At 61.5% G+C, this 16,600-nt stretch carries 17 protein-coding genes and 3 pseudogenes; 14 read left to right on the plus strand and 6 right to left on the minus strand.

Annotated features, from left to right (window positions below):
- The 5 genes and pseudogenes from ACQ7C1_RS15525 to ACQ7C1_RS15545 form a co-directional block, all read left to right on the plus strand.
- Window positions 1-885 carry a carbohydrate ABC transporter permease gene (locus ACQ7C1_RS15525; RefSeq protein ID WP_221156528.1) on the plus strand — a complete coding sequence of 295 codons (885 nt, stop codon included), beginning with the start codon at window positions 1-3 and terminating at the stop codon, window positions 883-885.
- Window positions 882-1,739: a carbohydrate ABC transporter permease gene (locus ACQ7C1_RS15530; RefSeq protein WP_430958907.1), complete on the plus strand. Its 858-nt coding sequence runs from the start codon at window positions 882-884 to the stop codon at window positions 1,737-1,739. Before ACQ7C1_RS15525 ends, ACQ7C1_RS15530 begins: the two co-directional genes overlap by 4 nt.
- Window positions 1,740-1,812: 73 nt before the next feature.
- Window positions 1,813-3,018 carry an ABC transporter substrate-binding protein gene (locus tag ACQ7C1_RS15535; protein WP_430958997.1) on the plus strand — a complete coding sequence of 402 codons (1,206 nt, stop codon included), beginning with the start codon at window positions 1,813-1,815 and terminating at the stop codon, window positions 3,016-3,018.
- Between the two features lie 94 nt (window positions 3,019-3,112).
- The gene (locus ACQ7C1_RS15540) at window positions 3,113-4,246 is read left to right on the plus strand and encodes an ABC transporter ATP-binding protein (RefSeq protein ID WP_430958908.1); all 1,134 of its coding nucleotides are present in this window, start codon (window positions 3,113-3,115) and stop codon (window positions 4,244-4,246) included.
- Window positions 4,247-4,332: 86 nt separating this feature from the next.
- Window positions 4,333-4,659 (plus strand): annotated as a pseudogene (locus tag ACQ7C1_RS15545) (aminoglycoside phosphotransferase); the annotation flags it as partial.
- A gap of 9 nt (window positions 4,660-4,668) precedes the next feature.
- On the opposite strand, the gene ACQ7C1_RS15550 reads toward ACQ7C1_RS15545, so the two are convergent.
- Window positions 4,669-5,253, minus strand: a complete 585-nt coding sequence (locus ACQ7C1_RS15550) for a helix-turn-helix domain-containing protein (RefSeq protein ID WP_097601386.1) — start codon at window positions 5,251-5,253, stop codon at window positions 4,669-4,671.
- A 160-nt stretch (window positions 5,254-5,413) separates the two neighbouring features.
- On the opposite strand from ACQ7C1_RS15550, the gene ACQ7C1_RS15555 reads away from it, so the two are divergent.
- From ACQ7C1_RS15555 to ACQ7C1_RS15575, 5 genes and pseudogenes are all read left to right on the plus strand, one after another.
- Window positions 5,414-5,899: a fasciclin domain-containing protein gene (locus tag ACQ7C1_RS15555; RefSeq protein WP_430958909.1), complete on the plus strand. Its 486-nt coding sequence runs from the start codon at window positions 5,414-5,416 to the stop codon at window positions 5,897-5,899.
- Between the two features lie 28 nt (window positions 5,900-5,927).
- Window positions 5,928-6,152: a DUF378 domain-containing protein gene (locus ACQ7C1_RS15560; RefSeq protein ID WP_430958910.1), complete on the plus strand. Its 225-nt coding sequence runs from the start codon at window positions 5,928-5,930 to the stop codon at window positions 6,150-6,152.
- Window positions 6,153-6,212: 60 nt separating this feature from the next.
- Window positions 6,213-6,698: a TspO/MBR family protein gene (locus ACQ7C1_RS15565; RefSeq protein WP_430958911.1), complete on the plus strand. Its 486-nt coding sequence runs from the start codon at window positions 6,213-6,215 to the stop codon at window positions 6,696-6,698.
- A complete protein-coding gene (locus ACQ7C1_RS15570) occupies window positions 6,698-7,207 on the plus strand; it encodes a hypothetical protein (protein ID WP_430958912.1) in 510 nt (169 codons plus the stop codon). The genes ACQ7C1_RS15565 and ACQ7C1_RS15570 overlap by 1 nt, the downstream gene beginning before the upstream one ends.
- A gap of 13 nt (window positions 7,208-7,220) precedes the next feature.
- Window positions 7,221-7,445: pseudogene (locus tag ACQ7C1_RS15575) on the plus strand (ABC transporter ATP-binding protein); the annotation flags it as partial.
- 56 nt (window positions 7,446-7,501) lie between these two features.
- Here the strand turns inward: ACQ7C1_RS15575 and ACQ7C1_RS15580 are convergent.
- The gene (locus tag ACQ7C1_RS15580; protein WP_430958913.1) at window positions 7,502-8,398 is read right to left on the minus strand and encodes a LysR substrate-binding domain-containing protein; all 897 of its coding nucleotides are present in this window, start codon (window positions 8,396-8,398) and stop codon (window positions 7,502-7,504) included.
- A 134-nt stretch (window positions 8,399-8,532) separates the two neighbouring features.
- On the opposite strand from ACQ7C1_RS15580, the gene ACQ7C1_RS15585 reads away from it, so the two are divergent.
- Window positions 8,533-9,519 carry an MBL fold metallo-hydrolase gene (locus ACQ7C1_RS15585; RefSeq protein WP_430958914.1) on the plus strand — a complete coding sequence of 329 codons (987 nt, stop codon included), beginning with the start codon at window positions 8,533-8,535 and terminating at the stop codon, window positions 9,517-9,519.
- Between the two features lie 125 nt (window positions 9,520-9,644).
- Here ACQ7C1_RS15585 and ACQ7C1_RS15590 read toward each other — a convergent pair.
- Window positions 9,645-10,707, minus strand: a pseudogene (locus tag ACQ7C1_RS15590) (GlxA family transcriptional regulator).
- Between the two features lie 179 nt (window positions 10,708-10,886).
- Here ACQ7C1_RS15590 and ACQ7C1_RS15595 point away from each other — a divergent pair.
- On the plus strand, window positions 10,887-11,963 hold the full coding sequence (locus ACQ7C1_RS15595) for a class I SAM-dependent methyltransferase (RefSeq protein WP_430958915.1): 1,077 nt from the start codon (window positions 10,887-10,889) through the stop codon (window positions 11,961-11,963).
- A 145-nt stretch (window positions 11,964-12,108) separates the two neighbouring features.
- Here the strand turns inward: ACQ7C1_RS15595 and ACQ7C1_RS15600 are convergent, their stop codons facing one another.
- From ACQ7C1_RS15600 to ACQ7C1_RS15610, 3 genes are read right to left on the minus strand one after another with little or no spacing between them, the layout of a single operon-like run.
- Window positions 12,109-13,209: a D-TA family PLP-dependent enzyme gene (locus ACQ7C1_RS15600; RefSeq protein ID WP_430958916.1), complete on the minus strand. Its 1,101-nt coding sequence runs from the start codon at window positions 13,207-13,209 to the stop codon at window positions 12,109-12,111.
- Entirely contained in the window at window positions 13,210-14,685 is a 1,476-nt protein-coding gene (locus tag ACQ7C1_RS15605; protein ID WP_430958917.1) for a M81 family metallopeptidase, read from the minus strand.
- Window positions 14,686-14,715: 30 nt separating this feature from the next.
- Window positions 14,716-15,198, minus strand: a complete 483-nt coding sequence (locus tag ACQ7C1_RS15610; RefSeq protein ID WP_430958918.1) for a hypothetical protein — start codon at window positions 15,196-15,198, stop codon at window positions 14,716-14,718.
- Between the two features lie 111 nt (window positions 15,199-15,309).
- Here ACQ7C1_RS15610 and ACQ7C1_RS15615 point away from each other — a divergent pair, with 111 nt between their 5' ends.
- Window positions 15,310-15,699, plus strand: coding sequence for a RidA family protein (locus ACQ7C1_RS15615; RefSeq protein ID WP_097601376.1), 390 nt, complete (start codon window positions 15,310-15,312; stop codon window positions 15,697-15,699).
- A 23-nt stretch (window positions 15,700-15,722) separates the two neighbouring features.
- The gene (locus ACQ7C1_RS15620; RefSeq protein WP_430958919.1) at window positions 15,723-16,586 is read left to right on the plus strand and encodes a MurR/RpiR family transcriptional regulator; all 864 of its coding nucleotides are present in this window, start codon (window positions 15,723-15,725) and stop codon (window positions 16,584-16,586) included.
- Window positions 16,587-16,600 lie beyond the last annotated feature (14 nt).

Below are 16,600 nucleotides of genomic sequence, written 5' to 3' on the forward strand. Positions count from 1 at the left end.
ATGAGTGTCCAAAGAAGCGCCTTCATCTTCGCCTGCATCCTCCTCCTTCCGGCCGTTCTCTATGTTCTCGCAATCGTCGCCTATCCCCTCGTCGATACGTTCATTCTCTCCTTCACCGATGCGTCGCTGAAGAAGACCACCAATTGGGTCGGCTGGGTCAACTACGAGAAGATCTTCAACGCCACATTTGCGGAGGTTATCCTCCGCACCTTCGTCTGGACCTTCTTCTCCGTCGCCCTGAAAATGGTGATCGGCACCTTTGGCGCATGCATGCTGAATGCCGCCGTACCTGGCCGCTCGCTGTTCCGGCTCTTGACAATGCCGCCATGGATCGTGCCGATGGCGATCGGTATCTTCATGTGGGGCTGGATGTATAATGGGCAGTTCGGGATGATCTCGGGCCTGTTGCAGCGCTTCGGCCTCGTCGACGGCCCGGTCGCCTTCCTCGCTTATGGCAGCACCGCCTTCTGGGCGACGATCGTCACCGATGTCTGGATTGGCGTACCGCTGGTGACGATCTATTTCCTGGCCGCGATCCAGTCGATCCCGAAGGATCTCTACGAAGCCGCCTGGACCGACGGCGCCGGCCGCTGGTACCGCTTCCGCCGCATCACCCTGCCGCTGATGGTGCCCGCCATCATCACCATGTCGATGCTGTCGCTGATCGCCACCTTCAACTCGTTCGACATCATTTGGATCCTGACGCAGGGCGGTCCGAGCGGCGAGACGACGACGATGATCATCGACACCTATCAGACCGCGATCGGTTCGAAGAAATACGGTGAAGGTGCGGCGCGCGCCGTGCTGATCTGCATCTTCCTGTCGCTCTTCTGCTTCGCCTATTTCCGTGTCACCCGCCGCCTCAATCCGGAGAAGCGCGCATGAGCAGCCCGGCCATGATCGACCGCTACCGCTGGTGGGAAATCATCCTGATCTATTGCGGCATCGCGGTGTTCCTGTTCTTCGTGCTGGCGCCCTTCGTCGAGGGTTTCCTGGTTTCCCTGAAGCCCCTTGCCCAGCTGTTCTCCTCGCCCTACCGCTTCTGGCCCGAGAACGGCTCCTTCGAAGCCTACCGGACGATGTGGATCAGCGTACCGGGCTTCGGGCGCTATATCTTCAACTCCTTCTTCATCTCGATCATCGTCACGCTGATCGTGCTCTGCCTGGTCATTCCGGCCGCTTACGCCTTCGCCAAGTTCGAATTCAAGGGCATGGGCATCCTGCTCGGTGCCTTCCTGACGGTGAACATGTTCTCCGGCGCCGTGCTGCTCATCCCGCTCTTCCGGCTGATGCGCAGCATGGGCGTGCTCAACACCTATCTCGCCATGATCGTGCCGGGCGTCGCCTTCCTGATCCCCTCGGCGATCTGGCTGCTGCGCACTTATATGATCCGTATTCCCCAGGAGCTCAACGAAGCCGCCTTCATGGATGGCGCCAGCCATTTCTACACGCTTCGCCGCGTCATCCTGCCCATCGCGATGCCGGGCATTATCGTCGTCGCCATTACCACCTTCATCGGCGCTTACGCCCAGCAATTCATCTTCGCGCTGACGTTCAACTCGAAGACCGAATACATGCCCTTGCCGGTGGGGCTCTTTGCTTACTTCGGCAAGCAGGAGGTCATCTGGAACGAACTGATGGCGGCTTCCTTCGTCGGCATCGCGCCGGCGATGGTCGTCATCTTCTTCCTTCAGCGTTATCTCGTCGGCGGTCTGACCGCCGGTGCGGTGAAACAATAAGAGCAATAATCAGTGAACAGCTAACAACCACATTGGGAGTCACAACGTGAGCATAGCAATCAAGACAGGCCTTATGGCGCTCGCCCTGCTCGGTTCGACGGCATTGACCGCGGTCACTGCCCATGCGGCCGACAAGGAAATCAGCTGGATCTATTGCGGCGACACGATCGATCCGGTCCACACCAAATACATCAAGCAGTGGGAAGAAAAGAACGCGGGCTGGAAGGTCACGCCTGAGGTCGTCGGCTGGGCGCAGTGCCAGGACAAGGCAACGACGCTTGCCGCTGCCGGCACACCTGTTGCCATGGCCTATGTTGGCTCGCGCACACTGAAGGAATTCGCGCAGAACGATCTCATAGTCCCGGTGCCGATGACGGACGAGGAAAAGAAAGCTTACTATCCGCACATCGTCGACACGGTGACCTTCGAGGGCAATCAGTGGGGCGTTCCGATCGCCTTCTCCACCAAGGCGCTCTACTGGAACAAGGATCTCTTCAAGCAGGCCGGCCTCGATCCCGAGAAGCCGCCGAAGACCTGGGCTGAAGAAATCGAGATGGCCAAGACCATCAAGGAAAAGACCGGCATTCCGGGCTTCGGTCTTTCCGCCAAGACCTTCGACAACACCATGCACCAGTTCATGCATCGGGTTTACACCAATAACGGTGCGGTGACCGACGCCGAAGGCAAGATCACGCTCGACAGCCCGCAGATCCTCGCTGCGCTGAAAGCCTACAAGGATATCGTGCCCTACTCCGAGGAAGGCCCCACGGCCTATGAGCAGAACGAAGTCCGCGCCATCTTCCTCGACGGCAAGGTTGCCATGATCCAGGCAGGATCGGGCGCCGCCTCCCGCCTGAAGGAAACCAAGATCAACTGGGGCATCACGACGCTGCCGCTCGGTCCCGACGCCAAAGGCCCCGGCACGCTGCTGATCACCGACAGCCTTGCGATCTTCAAGGGCTCGGGAGTCGAGGACAAGGCAACCGAATTCGCCAAGTTCATCACCTCGCCGGATGTTCAGTCGGAATACGAATTGCAGGGCGGCGCCGGCCTCACACCGCTGCGGCCCTCGAAGAAGGTCGATGAATTCGTCGCCAAGGACCCCTATTGGAAGCCGCTCATCGAGGGCATCAGCTATGGTGGTCCCGAGCCGCTGTTCACCGATTATAAGGGCTTCCAGAACTCGATGATCGAGATGATCCAGTCCGTCGTGACGGGCAAGGCCGAACCGGAGGCCGCGCTCAAGAAGGCGGCTGGCGAAATCGAAGCCTTCAAATAAGCTTGCTTTAACGCCTTGGGATCGCGGAGGCGACAATCCGCGATCCCTCTCCTTATGATGATATGCGACGAAGGCCGCCAGCGGAGACAGATTTTTGGGACAGCTTCTTCTCAACAAAGTCCAGAAGTTCTATGGCGACTACGAGGTTCTGAAGGGCGTGCAGCTCGAAGTGAGGAATGGCGAGTTCGTCGTCTTCGTCGGCCCGTCCGGCTGCGGCAAGTCCACGCTCCTGCGCATGATCGCCGGCCTCGACGCGACGACGGCGGGCGACATCGTCATCGACGGCGTCAGGGTCAACGACCTGCCGCCGGTCAAGCGCGGCATCGCCATGGTGTTCCAGTCCTACGCGCTCTACCCGCATATGTCGGTGTTCGAGAACATCGCCTTCCCGCTTCGCGTCGAAAAGATGGAAGAGTCGAAACTCAAGGCCAAGGTCGAGAATGCCGCGCGCATCCTGCATCTCGACCAGCGGCTGCAGCAGAAACCCGGCATGTTGTCCGGCGGCCAGCGCCAGCGCGTCGCGATCGGCCGCGCCATCGTGCGCGAACCGAAGATATTCCTGTTCGACGAGCCGCTCTCCAACCTCGACGCGGCGCTGCGCGCAGACATGCGCATCGAGCTTGCCAAGCTGCACCGGGCGTTGAAGGCGACGATGATCTATGTAACGCACGACCAGGTCGAAGCCATGACCATGGCCGACCGCATCGTCGTCCTCGACGCCGGCAACATTTCCCAGACGGGCGCGCCGCTGGAGCTCTATCACAAACCCGCCAACCAGTTCGTCGCCGGCTTCATCGGCAATCCCAAGATGAATTTCCTGCCGGTAACCTGCAAGGACGTCAGCGCCAATGGCGTCGAAGTCGATTATCAAGGCCAGACCGCCGTTCTGCCGGTGACCCCGCGCGATGGCATGGCCGGCAAGACGCTGACGCTCGGCATCCGGCCGGAGCACATCCAGCTGAACGGCGGCGATATCGTCTTCACCGTGACCCCGACGGTCATCGAACGCCTCGGCGCCAATACGGTCGCTTATGCCTCACTCAACGGCGAGGCCGAAAATTTCTGCGCCATGCTCCCCGGCAGCGTCGGCATCCGCCCCGACGCACCTGTGACAACCGGCATCAATGCCGTTGACTGCCACCTCTTCGACGAAGCGGGCAGTGCATTCGAGCGTCGCGTGGAACTGACCGAAATCGATACGAACGTGATCAACCCGACGGCGGCTTGAGCCGACGGGCTTGGTTTGTTCCACCAGGAGTCCCGGCGGGGGCGAGATGACACCCTCTTCCGTCAATCCCGCCAAGAGTATCGCCAATGGGATGGGAAGCGCTCGGACAATGGGGTGAAGACGCGGTCCGCATCAACGGCTGACGGGCGGAGTTGCCAATGACGTGTGGAGCGTTCGCATCCACGGCCAGGTCGCGGTCGGTCGTGTCGGCTACAGAACCGACGCCGATCTCACATGGGAAACCGAGCTCATCCCAGTAAAGGCATGCACGTTTCAGCGCTGATCCCGACGACCGACGGCCGGCTGTTCGCGAACGGTCTGGTGGTGATGAAATACATGGAGCCGCCCGAGACAGAGTCCGACTGGCGTCGCGTGGCCGACACGCTCCGCGAATGCATCGGTTGACACAGGGCAGCGGCCGCCTAGGGAGAAATCACAACAAGAGCCGTCGAGATTCCCTCGCCTTCCCGGCGGTAACTGTGCGGAACGCTTGAGTCAAAATACATAGCGTCGCCCGCATCCAGCGCTGTCTCCTTGCCGTCCACAATGACGACGAGCCGACCGCTGAGCACGTAGATGAACTCGGCGCTGCCATGTTGATGCGGCTCCGAGGGCGACGAATCGATCGGGAACTCGGCGTAATACGCCTCCATCCGGCGGTCGGATGCGGGATAATCGAGGCTTTCGAAGAGGAAGGCCGGGTTCTTTTCGCCCGGCGGGCTTGGAAGTTTGAGGCGCTCGTGCTTGCGGACGACCGCAATGAGCGGCTCCTCCTTGTCGGATTTGAAGAAGTGATCGAGGCCGACCCCGAAAACCATAGCGATCCGAAGCAGCGTGGGCAGCGTCGGAAACATCTGCCCGCGCTCGATCTTCGAAAGCATCGCAGGCGAGAGCCCTGTATGCCCCGCCAACTGCACCAGCCCCAGCTTCTTTCTCAGTCGCAGTGTCTTGATACGCGGGCCGATCGCGTAGCGCTGAAGCTCATTGGACAGCGTGTCGGAGAGCACTCGTAAACTCCTTTTCGTTTCGGGAAACTACCCCAATGACTATTTTCATTACAAGATAATTCGGTTTCTGCTCACGAAAATTTGAGTGGCAATAAAATCTATGTTCTCCAAATGAAAGATGTGAGGTGCAACGCGCACCTGTCATCGAGAGGAGAATGACATGAAGTTGAGAAGCCTTTTAGTCGCTGCAGCAATCACGCTTGGCAGCAGTTTCAGCGGGGTCGCCGCGGAGAAGGATGTCGTCGACACTGCCGTGGAGGCGGGTAAATTCAAGACGCTGGCGACCGCGCTCGAAGCGGCAGGCCTGGTCGCCACTCTCAAGGGAACGGGTCCGTTCACGGTCTTCGCTCCGACCGATGAAGCCTTCGCCAAGTTGCCGGCCGGTACCGTCGAAAACCTTCTGAAGCCGGAAAACAAGCAAAAGCTCACCGCGATCCTCACCTACCATGTGGTCGCGGGCAAGGTCATGGCTAAGGACGTGGCGGGTATCAATGAGGCGAAGTCGGTCAATGACAAAACGATCGACGTCAACGTCGAGGGCTCCACCGTCAAGGTGAACGACGCCGTTGTAACTGCCGCCGACGTTGCTGCCTCCAATGGTGTCATCCATGTCATCGACAAGGTGATCGTGCCGCCGGAAGGCTGACCCTGGTCCCCTCAACTGGAGAAGAACCATGAAGTTCCTCAACATACTAACGCTCATCCTCGTGATCGTAGGCGGCCTGAACTGGGGGCTGGTCGGGCTATTCGGCTTTGACCTCGTGGCCGCCATATTTGGGGCCGGCTCGGGGCTCGCCCGGGTCGTTTACGTCCTGGTGGGGCTGTCGGCCGCCTGGCAGGTAATCCCGCTGTTTTCTGCAATGGGTTCCGGCGAAATCGCTGCTCGCCAGAACCAATAGGGCCTTCGGAGGGACTCGCTTGTCGCGTCGGCGGCTCCCTCCACCTTTTGTCGGATGGACATGGATTCCCTTCTTGTGCTGGTCGCCTTTCAGGCCGCGAGCTTTGCTGCGGCGGCCACCGGCGTGATTTTTCGGTCAGGCGAATGGTACAGGCAGCTCGACAAGCCAGGATGGCGGCCGCCCGATTGGCTGTTCGCCCCGGTCTGGACGGTACTCTATGCCTCGATCGGACTGTCGGGCTGGCTCCTGTGGTTGGAGGCAGGCATTGCCGGCGCAGCATTCCCGCTCAGTGTCTATGCAGTCCAGCTTCTGCTCAATGCTGCGTGGTCGCCGATCTTTTTTGCGCTTCACCAACCCGGGCTTGCCGCGGTGGAGATCATGCTGCTTTGGGCTGCGATCCTGGCGACGATCATCTTGTTTTATCCCGCGAATTCGGCTGCCGCCCTGCTCCTTGTTCCTTACCTCGCGTGGGTGAGTTTCGCGGCGGCACTGAACGTGTCCATCTGGCGGCGCAACCGCCCGAAACCGCTGTCGGAGGGCGCCTGATGAAACCCCGGTGGATCGTCGTGAATGATCGGATGCAGCAAGGCTATCGATACGTTCTCGCTGCACCAAGTGGCCGCAACTTCCATCCAGACTTCCGGCCAGAGCTGACCCCCGCCGAGATGCTTGCACTCGGCGTGTTCGGCGGCAAATATATGACCGATTGTCGTGACGAATTCCCGGAAAGCTGGTTTGCAGAGGCCCGTCTGTCGCCGCTGCGAAAGGATCCGTCACTGAATTGCTTCGGTGTCGACGCCAGCCAATCCCTTAACGTCTGGCGAGCCAAAGGATGGATACATCCCGACGATCCGCGTGGCTGGTTCCAGTGGTATTGCCGCTATTATCAAGGTCGCCGCATGCCTGGCGAGGACGAGCGACAGATCGCCCGCTGGAAAGCCATTCGCCGCCATATCGCTCAGCTTCGCCGAGCCTGCGAGCCTGGAGATTGCTGGTGCCGACCGCGCCAGCGCCAGGCGCTGCTGCATTGGGCATATGACAGCCGCTCGATCTAATTCCCGCTGCTTCGCCGATGTGCGTATCGAGCTTGCCAAGCTGCATAGGGCGTTGAAGGCGACGATGATCTATGTGACGCACGACCAGGTCGAAGCCATGACCATGGCCGACCGCATCGTCGTGCTCGACTCCGGCAACATCTCCCAGACCGGCGCACCGCTCGAGCTTTATCACAAGCCCGCCAAGCAGTTCGTCGCCGGCTTCATCGGCAATCCGAAAATGAATTTCCTGCCTGTGTGAAGCAGTCGCACCGGTGCCTGATCGTCATGGGCGGATGCACACCTGCGGGTACGCTACTGGGCCATCCGCGCGCGGAGGCGAGGCCCGATCCAGTCGAGGAAGCACCGCACCTTCAGCGACAGGGGATCGGCTGGACCGTGCATAACGTTCACAGGCAGAGGTTCCGGTGCGAACTCGGTCAGCAGTTCCTGCAGAGCGCCGGAGCGCAGCTGATCGGAAATCTGGTAAGACAGCACGCGGATGATGCCGATGCCGGCCATTGCAGCCTGAATGGCCGCTTCCGTCGTGTTGACCGCGAGTTTGGACCGCGGTTCGATGGTGAAGGCCGGACCGTCCCGGCGGTAGCGCCATTCTGGCGCGGTCGCAAAGCCCTGGAAGCTTATGCCGTCATGTCGCGCGAGGTCTTCCGGTCGACGCGGCACGCCACGGCGCGCCAGATATTCGGGGCTCGCGCAGATAACCCGGCGGACGCTGCCGACGCGCGTCGCGATCAGCGCGCTGTCCGTCAGGTGACCAATTCGCAGAGCCACGTCAACCTGCTCATCTGCCAGATTTATCTGCCGATCAAGCAGCGTCAGGCGCAGGTCGATGTCGGGTTGCTCCTTCAAAAATTCCAGCGCGATTGGCAGCAGATAGCGCTCGCCGAAAGCAATCGGTGCGGTCACATGAAGCCCGCCACGCAGCGCGCCATGATCGCCGCTGGCCTGCCGCTCCGCCGCGTCCAGGTCCTCGAGAATGCGACGTGAGGCGGCGACGAAGGCGCGCCCCTCCTCTGTCAGCGAGAGACCGCGGCGCGTGCGCAGCACTAAGCGCGCTCCGAGGTGCTTTTCAAGATCGGCGACCTTGCGGCTGACCGTGGCGAGGGGTGCATTGAGCCGCCGCGCCCCGGCAGAAAGACTGCCGGCATCGACCACCGCCAGCAGTACCGACATCGCGTCAAAACGATCCATCCAATCCTTCCGAAATCTGAGAGTAAGCTTCCCGAAATGGCAGGATACCCTACTGTTTGTGGATGTCATAGCTTCACGTCGTTCGAGGGCGCTGCCAGGCTCCCCAATATTTGCCGATCATCAGGATGGACGTCATGCCCCAGCTTTCGCGTCGTGCCTTTGCAAGCGCTCTCCCTCTTGGCCTCCTCGGGGGAAGCCTCTTTGGCGGAGGTATGATTGAAGGCGCGTCCGCGCTTGCTGCGACGCAGGAGGCCGCCAAAGCGCCGGTCAGCGTCACGCCTCTCGCGCAGATCCGCATCGGCCGCTTTACGGTGACGGCGTTGACGGACGGGTATGCCGACATGCCCTATGAATATTTTCCGGGGCGTACCGCAGCGGAGGTCGAACAGGCGGCAGTCGCGCAGTTCACCGCCCGGCCGAGTGGGGTGCGATTCCTCTTCAACCAATACCTCATTGAGGATGGCGAACGCCGCATCCTGATCGATGCCGGTACAGCGGGCTCGATCGGGCAGACCGGGCAGTTGCCGCAGGCGCTCGCCGCGCTCGGCCTGCAGCCCGACCAGATCGACGCGGTGATCGTAACGCACATGCATCAGGACCACATGGGTGGGCTGATTCTCGGCGGCAAGAACAACTATCCCAAGGCCGAACTCTATATAGATCGCCGCGACGTCACCCATTGGACTGATCCGGCCAAGCGCAACGGCGCGCCCGATTATCTTCAAACCAGCTTCAAGATGGCGGAGGAGGTCGTGCGTCTCTACCCGAGACTTCAGGCGATCGACGGAGAGCGAGAAATTGTACCGGGCGTCTCGATTGTCGACCTGACCGGCCATACACCCGGACATATCGGGGTGCGGGTCGAAGATGGCGGACAGAGTCTCATCATGGTCTCGGACATGATCTTTCCCGTCGTGCATCCTGCGGCCACCGATGTGTTCTTCCTGTTCGAGCAGGATCGTGCAGCAGCCAAAGCGATGCGCGACCGGTTTTTCCCTCGCGCCGCTTCGGAAGGCGCCTTCATCGCCGCCACCCACATGCCCTTCCCAGGGCTCGGCCGGGTCGTTGCCGACCGCGGGCAGATGCGCTGGCAGACTGCGGACTGGGCCTTGCAGAACTGAGGTTTGCTTCGAAGATGCGGCTGTTCTGCGCCGTCGCGGCCCCTTGTTGAGCAGGCGCAGAAGGTTGATTGCTGCCTATACCTTGACCATATGTCATGCTCAGTACGGGAGGTGATTGCCAAATCTCATTTGCCAGTAGAAGGTCGCTTAGCATAGGTCGGCACCTGAAACCGGCGGCGATAGTTCCCAGGGGCCAAGCCGGTTATCCTCCTGAACAAGCGTCGAAAGAAGGCCGGTTCCTCATACCCTACCTGCCAACTTATCTCGTCGACGGAAGCCTCCGTTCGCTCTAGCCGCCGCTTCGCCTCCTCGATCCGCAGCCGTTGCACATAGGCGATCGGGCTCATGCCGGTCGCCCGTGTGAACCGCCGCTTGAAGGTCCGTTCCGTCAGCCCCGCCTGCCTGACCATCTCCTCCAGCGGATTGGCGACCGAAATGCGCGGCAAGCCAGTCTTGCGCGGTCTGGATCGCCTGGTCGCCGTGGTCGCGCCGCCCCTCGAACACCATGTAGGGAGCCAGCCCGTCCTGGTGCCATTGCAGCGCAAAATATCGGGCCACCGTCTGCGCCGCCGTCGCCCCGGCATGGCGGGCGATCAGGTAGAGCACGAGATCGTGCCATGTTATCGAGGCGCCTGACGTAATCAGCTCGTCCCGCTTGCCGGCGACCACCAGCACCTGCTCGGGATGGATCGGGACCTCTGGATAGGCGTCGCGGAACGTCTGGGCATAGCCGAAATGGACGGTGGCATCGGCGCCATCGAAGACCCCGGTCTCGGCAAGCAGGAAGATGCCCGAACAGGCTGAGCAGATCAGCGCCCCCCTCACATGCATCCTCCGGCACCATTCCACCAGTTCAGGATAGCGGCGCTTCACCCAGCCTTCCGGCCCGAGCACGACCGACGGCACGATGACGATGTCGGTCCGCTCGATGTCGGCGACCGGCCGCTGCACCACCAGCGGCACGCGGCTGGCGAGCGTCAGCGGGCCGGCCCGTTCGCCGACGATCTCGACGTGGAAAGGAGGCGTCTTGGCAATGCCGTCTTCCGGCGGGACGATGGAAAAGGCGTTCATCACATCAAAGATGCCGCTGAGCGTCGAGACTGCCGCCTCCGGCAGCGCCACCAGGCTGACATGGAGTGGCTGCGGCCCCGGCGCCCGCTCTGCCTCCTGCTGCGTTCCGGTCATCATCGGTTCCCCCTTGGCAGCAATGATAACCCCGGAGCGCAGCCGGGGCCACTGCGGACGTGCAGCTTCCCTGGCGTGGCGCAAATGGCCCGATCATGGCCAGCACCGCTCTGCCGCTGACGCTCCCGGTCTGCGATCTTCCCTGGACCTCGAACGGAGGTTTCCAACCAGGGAGAAACATCATGGATACCATGCAAAGCAGGACCATCGACAGTGCGAAGCTCGACACGCTGGTCGGCCGCGTCGTCAGCGATCTTTCCGCCGGCTATGGCGGGGTCATGGTCAGCCTCGGCCACCGCCTCGGTCTCTACAAGGCAATGGCCGACCGCGGTCCGCTCACGTCTCGCGAGATCGCCACCCGCGCCCGCTGCGCCGAACGATATGTGCGCGAATGGCTGAATTCGCAGGTGGCCGGCGGCTATGTCACCTATCATGCCGTCAGCGGCACCTATGAGCTGACGCCGGAACAGGCCTTCGTGCTGGCGAACGAGGACAGCCCCGTCTTCATCCCGAATGCCTGGGCAACGCCGGCTTCCATGTGGGCCGACGAGGAAAAGGCGGTCGAGGCCTTCCGCACCGGCGCCGGCATTCCTTGGGGTGACCATGATGGCCGGCTCTTCTGTGGCGTCGCGTCCTTCTACCGCAACGCCTACCGCGCCAGCCTCGTGCCGGAATGGCTGCCGGCGCTCGACGGCGTGGTGGAGAAGCTGAAGGCCGGCGCTCTGGTCGCCGATGTCGGCTGCGGCCACGGCCATTCGACGGTGCTGATGGCGCAGGCCTTCCCGAACTCGAAATTCCACGGCTTCGACACGCACGAAAAGTCGGTCGACGAAGCACGCAGGGTGGCGGGCGAGGCGGGCGTTTCCGATCGAGCGGGCTTTTCGGCCGCACGCGCCGAGACCTATCCGGGGAGGGGCTATGACCTCATCTGCTTCTTCGACTGCCTGCACGATATGGGCAATCCGGTGGCAGCCGCCACGCATGCGGCCAAGGCGCTTGCCAAGCATGGCACGGTGATGCTGGTCGAGCCCTTCGCCAATGACCGGGTGGAGGACAATATCTCGCCGGTCGGCCGGCTCTATTATGCCGCTTCGACGACGATTTGCTGCGCCCATGCGATTTCCGACGGCGGTCACATCGTGCTCGGCGCCCAGGCTGGCGAGGCAAGGCTCAAGGACGTCTTCCGCAAGGCGGGCTTCACCCGCTTCCGCAAGGCCATGCAGACGCCCTTCAACCTAATCCTGGAAGCCCGCCTCTGACAAGACCCGGCGACCGAGGGTGCCGGAACTCGCGGGACCAATGCAGGCTTCTATGTTAGGACGGAGCCTGCATTGTAGCCCTTAATCAAACAATCAGAGCATGGTGCGCCCGTCGAGCCATTTCGCCCTCAACCGGAAACCAGCTCTACCAGACGAGGCCGCGGGCCGCGACGTCCTCGACGCGGGTCACCACACCGCCGCGATGGAAAACCATCGTATCGAACAGGTTTGATACCACGCAGGTGTGGTTCGGGATGATGAAGAGCCTCTCACCGATCTGTGGCCGCGGGCCAGTGCAGTTCGACAGATCGATCACGCCATGTTCTTCCGACAGGCTGGTGATGCGCGCCTGGGGATAACCGACGATCAGGCCGTAATCGCTGAAACCCTGAAGATCCGATGTCAGCGCCTTCGAACCGGAATCGATGACGGCGCGGTCGGCGTTCGGCCGCGACACGACGGTCGCCAGCACATGCATGGCGCAGTCGTCCTCGGTGCAATGGCCCATGCGCACCATCTGGCGGTCGTTATAGATATAAGTGCCGGCGCGGTGTTCCGTGGCCGACTTGACGAGGTGTGCCTCGAACAGGCTCGGGGTGCCGCCGTTGCTGACGATGGCGCAGCTTATGCCTTCGGATTGCAGGCGGCTTACCGCCTCAGTGATGAAGGCTTCCACGGCGGCGGCCGATTGCGGTTTCGGATAGGTCACGATGCCGCCGAAGGTGAGGCCGTCGGCTGCGGCGATGCGCTTGGCGAGCGAGGCCGCCTCCTCCGGCGTCTGCACGCCACAGCGGCCGGCGCCGGTGTCGCATTCCACAAGCACCGTCAGCGGCTTATGGCCGGAAAAATGTGCCGCGAGCCCATCGACCGTCACTTCGCTGTCGGCGACGACTTTCAGGGCTGGAATTTTCTCGTTCAGCCTGGCGAGGCGCTCGAGCTTCTGCTGTCCGAGAATGTTGAAGGTGATGAGGATGTCGCCGAAGCCGGCTTCGGCAAAGACCTCGGCTTCCGTGACCTTCTGGCAGTTGATGCCCTTGGCGCCGGCGGCGACCTGTGCGACGGCGAGTGCCGGAATCTTGTGCGTCTTGATATGCGGGCGGAAGTTCAGCCCATGCTGATCCATATAGGATTGAACGCGGGCGATGTTTGCAGCCAGCCGGTCCTCGTCGATGACAGGACGCGGCGTCGAGAGATCGGCGATCCGGTCACCGGCCTTGGCGACGACGGCAAACCGATTGTCATGCATTCAGGCGGCTCCGCGTTCTGTCCCGTGTGGATCGGCCACGATCGGCCAGATGGTCTTCGGCGCCCGCCGGTATGGCGTAGTCGCCGGATTATTGGGATAAGGCGTTCCGGCGGAGCAGTAAAGGATTTCCGCCGCAATCTTCGAGAATGACGCGAAGAAGTGGTTGGTGGATTTGATCACCAGGATCTTCTGCTCCGCGGGATCGATGCCCATCACCGAAAACAGGCTTGGATCGAAGCTCTGGGCGCGGGTCGAATTGAGAATGATGTCGATGCCGTTGAGGATGATATGGGCGGCGTCACCGAAGGGCGCCAGGCTCTCACCAAACTGCATCTCGGCATTCCTCACCAGCTTGACGACCCTGACGGTGCCGTCGACGGGATTGCCGGTGCCGGGGGCTGACTTGGCGCCGAAGCGCAGCGGAATCTCCGCCCCCTCGCCCGCCGCAAAACAAATCTGCACGGCCACCGGATCCCAGATGGTGCCGATCGCCGCACTTCTGACGCCGCGGGCCATGAGCTCTGCGAGAATGACAGTCGCATCTCCTGCCGTGCCGCCGCCCGGATTGTCCCAGACGTCGGCGATGACGACGGGCCATGCGGTCGCCGCCATTGCGCGCGCGACGGCTTGCCTCTCGTCGATCTGCGGGACCATGAAGGTGCCGCGCTTGGAAAAGAGCTCAAGGCCGAGTTCGCGCGCCAGCGCCGCGCCTTTTTCCGGCTTGTTGTCGGTCACGACAAGCAGCTTCGTTCCCATTTCGGGGACGTCGCCGACCATGAAACCGTGGATCACCGAAATCGACAGGATCTCGGGGTCGTCCTTCTCGATCTGCATGATCTTGTCGACGAAGGAGCGCATGGGTTCGCGCGAGGTTGGGAAGACATCGATCATGCGGCAGTCGAACACCGACATGACTGGCTTGACCCGGCCTTCGAGCGTTTCCACAGCGATGCGCCAGAGATCTTCGGCGCGGTCGACGAAGTCCGTATGCGGAAATTCCTTGAAATAGACGGCGAAATCAAGCGCTGCGACGCGTTTTGCGGTCAAATGGCTGTGCGGATCGAGTTCGGCTGAGATGAGCACGTCAGGCCCGACGATTTCGCGCATACGCTGGAGAAGATCGCCTTCCGTATCCTCATATCCGGACGCCACCATGGCGCCATGCAGGCCCATGACGACGGCATCAACAGGCATTGCCGCCCTGAGCTGCCCGAGGATTTCGTCGCGCAGTTCCTCATAGGTGGCCCGGTTGACGAGGCCGGCGGGGTCCGCCCAGGTGGCGGTTCCCTCGATCAGCTCCCATCCCTTCTCTTTGGCGACGCGCCTGCCGACGGTGATCGGCGCGGTGCAGAGCGTCGGCGTTTCGGGATGCTGGCCGGGCGGGGCATAGAGCGAGGCTTCGAAGGCGCGGCGATCCACGCAGATCGGGGAGAAGGTGTTGGTCTCGGTCGCCAGTGCTGCCGTGAAAATGCGCAAGAAAGTGGCCTTCTTCTTATCGGCTCCGCTTCAACCCATCGGGTTCGGCAGGTAGCCGGTGAAACCTGAGATCTTCCAGCGTCCTTGGTGAAGCCGGCAATAATAGAGTGTCTGCCATTGCAGGACATCGCGGGTGCCGTCCGCCTTGGCAATGCCGCCGTCGAACTTCTTGCGAACCAGCGCCGTGTCGCCTTCGATCTCGATATCTTCGAGCGTCGTCGTGGTGAAGATCGCTGTGCGCGCATCTTCAGCGAAGCTCTGTTTGGCGAAATCCTCCGCCTGCCTCAGCCACTCGTCGCGGTAGGCTTCGAGCGTCGGGAAAGCGAGCCGCCATTTGTCGGGGTTTGTCTCCTTGCGGCCATCGATGCCGATGAAGCCATCTTCCACGAAGTCATGCTCCACCATCGACCAATCGGCGGCCAGAAAGGCATCGATATCGCGGGGAACGAGCATCTCCCAGATCGCGTGGCGGGCGCTATCGGATGGGAAAGGATTCTGGAATGGATCGCGCATGGCTGCCCCGGATTGAAATTCTTTTCATAAAAGGCGTTTTTCACTGGTCAAATTCTGCTTTCTATGGTCACTTGTCAACTTATCAAGAAAATAATTTGCAAGGACTTGAGAATGCCTATCAAGCGCTATGGCACTGTTCAAACCGGCGCCGGCGGCAAGGCGCTGCCCTTCGCGCGCGCCGTCGAAGCTGACGGATGGCTCTATGTTTCAGGCCAGGTTGCGATGGAAGGCGGCGAGATCATCGATGGCAACATCATCGCCCAGACCCATAAGACGATCGCCAATGTTCTTGAGATCCTGGAGGAAGCCGGTTACGGCGTCGAGCATGTCGTGCGCGTCGGCGTCTGGCTCGACGATCCGCGCGACTTCTGGACCTTCAACAAGATCTATCAGGAGTATTTCGGCGAGCATCCGCCGGCGCGTGCCTGTGTGCAATCGTCGATGATGGTCGATTGCAAGGTTGAGATCGACTGCGTGGCCTATAAGAAGAAGGGTGATTAGCGGATACCATCGGGGGAGCGGGTTTGGATATCTTTTCGACATTGCAGGAAGACAAGGGCCGGCTCTCTCCCTCCGAAAGCCGCATCGCCGAGATCATCGTCAACGATTTCGAGTTTGCAGTGAACGCCTCGATCATCGAGCTTGCCGAACGCGCCGAGGTGTCGCCGCCGACCGTCACGCGCTTTTGCCGGCGGCTGGGCTGCGAGAGCTTTTCCGATTTCAAGGTGCAGCTTGCCCGCACCGCTCATATCGGCGTGCGCTATCTGAAGCCGGAATCGAAAAGCACCGATCCGGCCGATGTCGCCCAGGATATCATCACCAAGGCCCAGAACGCCCTCTTTCTCCTGCATCGGTCGCTCGATCTGGCCGCTATCGAAGCCGCCGTTTCCCATATCGCCAAGGCGGACATGATCTACGCCTTCGGCTCGGGCGGCAATTCGTCGATGATCGCCGATGAGCTGCAGAACCGCCTCTTCCGTCTCGGCCTTCGCATCACGGCGAGTTCCGACCACAGCATGCAGCTGATGATGGCGGCCGCGGCGAAACCGGGCGACGTGCTGATCGGCTCGTCCTTCTCGGGGCGCAATATGGAGCTAGTGCGGGCCTTCGAGCTTGCCCGCGACACCAAGGTGAAAACGATCGCTTTGACCCAAACGGATAGCCCGGTTGCCAAGGCCGCCGAAATCGTCGTGCCGATCGATCTTCCCGAAGGCAACAACATCTACCGCCCGACCTCGACGCGTATCGCCTACCTCGCGATGGTCGATATTCTGTCGAGCCTGGTGGCATACGCGGTTCAGCCGAAGGCGACCGTGACGCTGCGGCGCATCAAGCAGCAGCTCGTCCTTCACCGGGACGGCGATGACCGGCAATTGCTTGGAGATTGATATCCATGAACGGG

Origin of the sequence: Rhizobium sp. Nf11,1 (assembly GCF_050587665.1) — a bacterium.
GTDB lineage: Bacteria > Pseudomonadota > Alphaproteobacteria > Rhizobiales > Rhizobiaceae > Rhizobium.

Excerpts from the sequence above, each read along its gene's own strand:
- ACQ7C1_RS15580 (WP_430958913.1), bottom strand. The coding sequence starts at position 8,398 with ATGGATCGTTTTGACGCGATGTCGGTACTGCTGGCGGTGGTCGATGCC.
- ACQ7C1_RS15615 (WP_097601376.1), top strand. The coding sequence starts at position 15,310 with ATGCCTATCAAGCGCTATGGCACTGTTCAAACCGGCGCCGGCGGCAAG.
- ACQ7C1_RS15600 (WP_430958916.1), bottom strand. The coding sequence starts at position 13,209 with ATGCATGACAATCGGTTTGCCGTCGTCGCCAAGGCCGGTGACCGGATC.
- ACQ7C1_RS15530 (WP_430958907.1), top strand. The coding sequence starts at position 882 with ATGAGCAGCCCGGCCATGATCGACCGCTACCGCTGGTGGGAAATCATC.
- ACQ7C1_RS15595 (WP_430958915.1), top strand. The coding sequence starts at position 10,887 with ATGGATACCATGCAAAGCAGGACCATCGACAGTGCGAAGCTCGACACG.
- ACQ7C1_RS15525 (WP_221156528.1), top strand. The coding sequence starts at position 1 with ATGAGTGTCCAAAGAAGCGCCTTCATCTTCGCCTGCATCCTCCTCCTT.
- ACQ7C1_RS15570 (WP_430958912.1), top strand. The coding sequence starts at position 6,698 with ATGAAACCCCGGTGGATCGTCGTGAATGATCGGATGCAGCAAGGCTAT.
- ACQ7C1_RS15585 (WP_430958914.1), top strand. The coding sequence starts at position 8,533 with ATGCCCCAGCTTTCGCGTCGTGCCTTTGCAAGCGCTCTCCCTCTTGGC.
- ACQ7C1_RS15610 (WP_430958918.1), bottom strand. The coding sequence starts at position 15,198 with ATGCGCGATCCATTCCAGAATCCTTTCCCATCCGATAGCGCCCGCCAC.
- ACQ7C1_RS15555 (WP_430958909.1), top strand. The coding sequence starts at position 5,414 with ATGAAGTTGAGAAGCCTTTTAGTCGCTGCAGCAATCACGCTTGGCAGC.
- ACQ7C1_RS15560 (WP_430958910.1), top strand. The coding sequence starts at position 5,928 with ATGAAGTTCCTCAACATACTAACGCTCATCCTCGTGATCGTAGGCGGC.
- ACQ7C1_RS15535 (WP_430958997.1), top strand. The coding sequence starts at position 1,813 with ATGGCGCTCGCCCTGCTCGGTTCGACGGCATTGACCGCGGTCACTGCC.
- ACQ7C1_RS15565 (WP_430958911.1), top strand. The coding sequence starts at position 6,213 with ATGGATTCCCTTCTTGTGCTGGTCGCCTTTCAGGCCGCGAGCTTTGCT.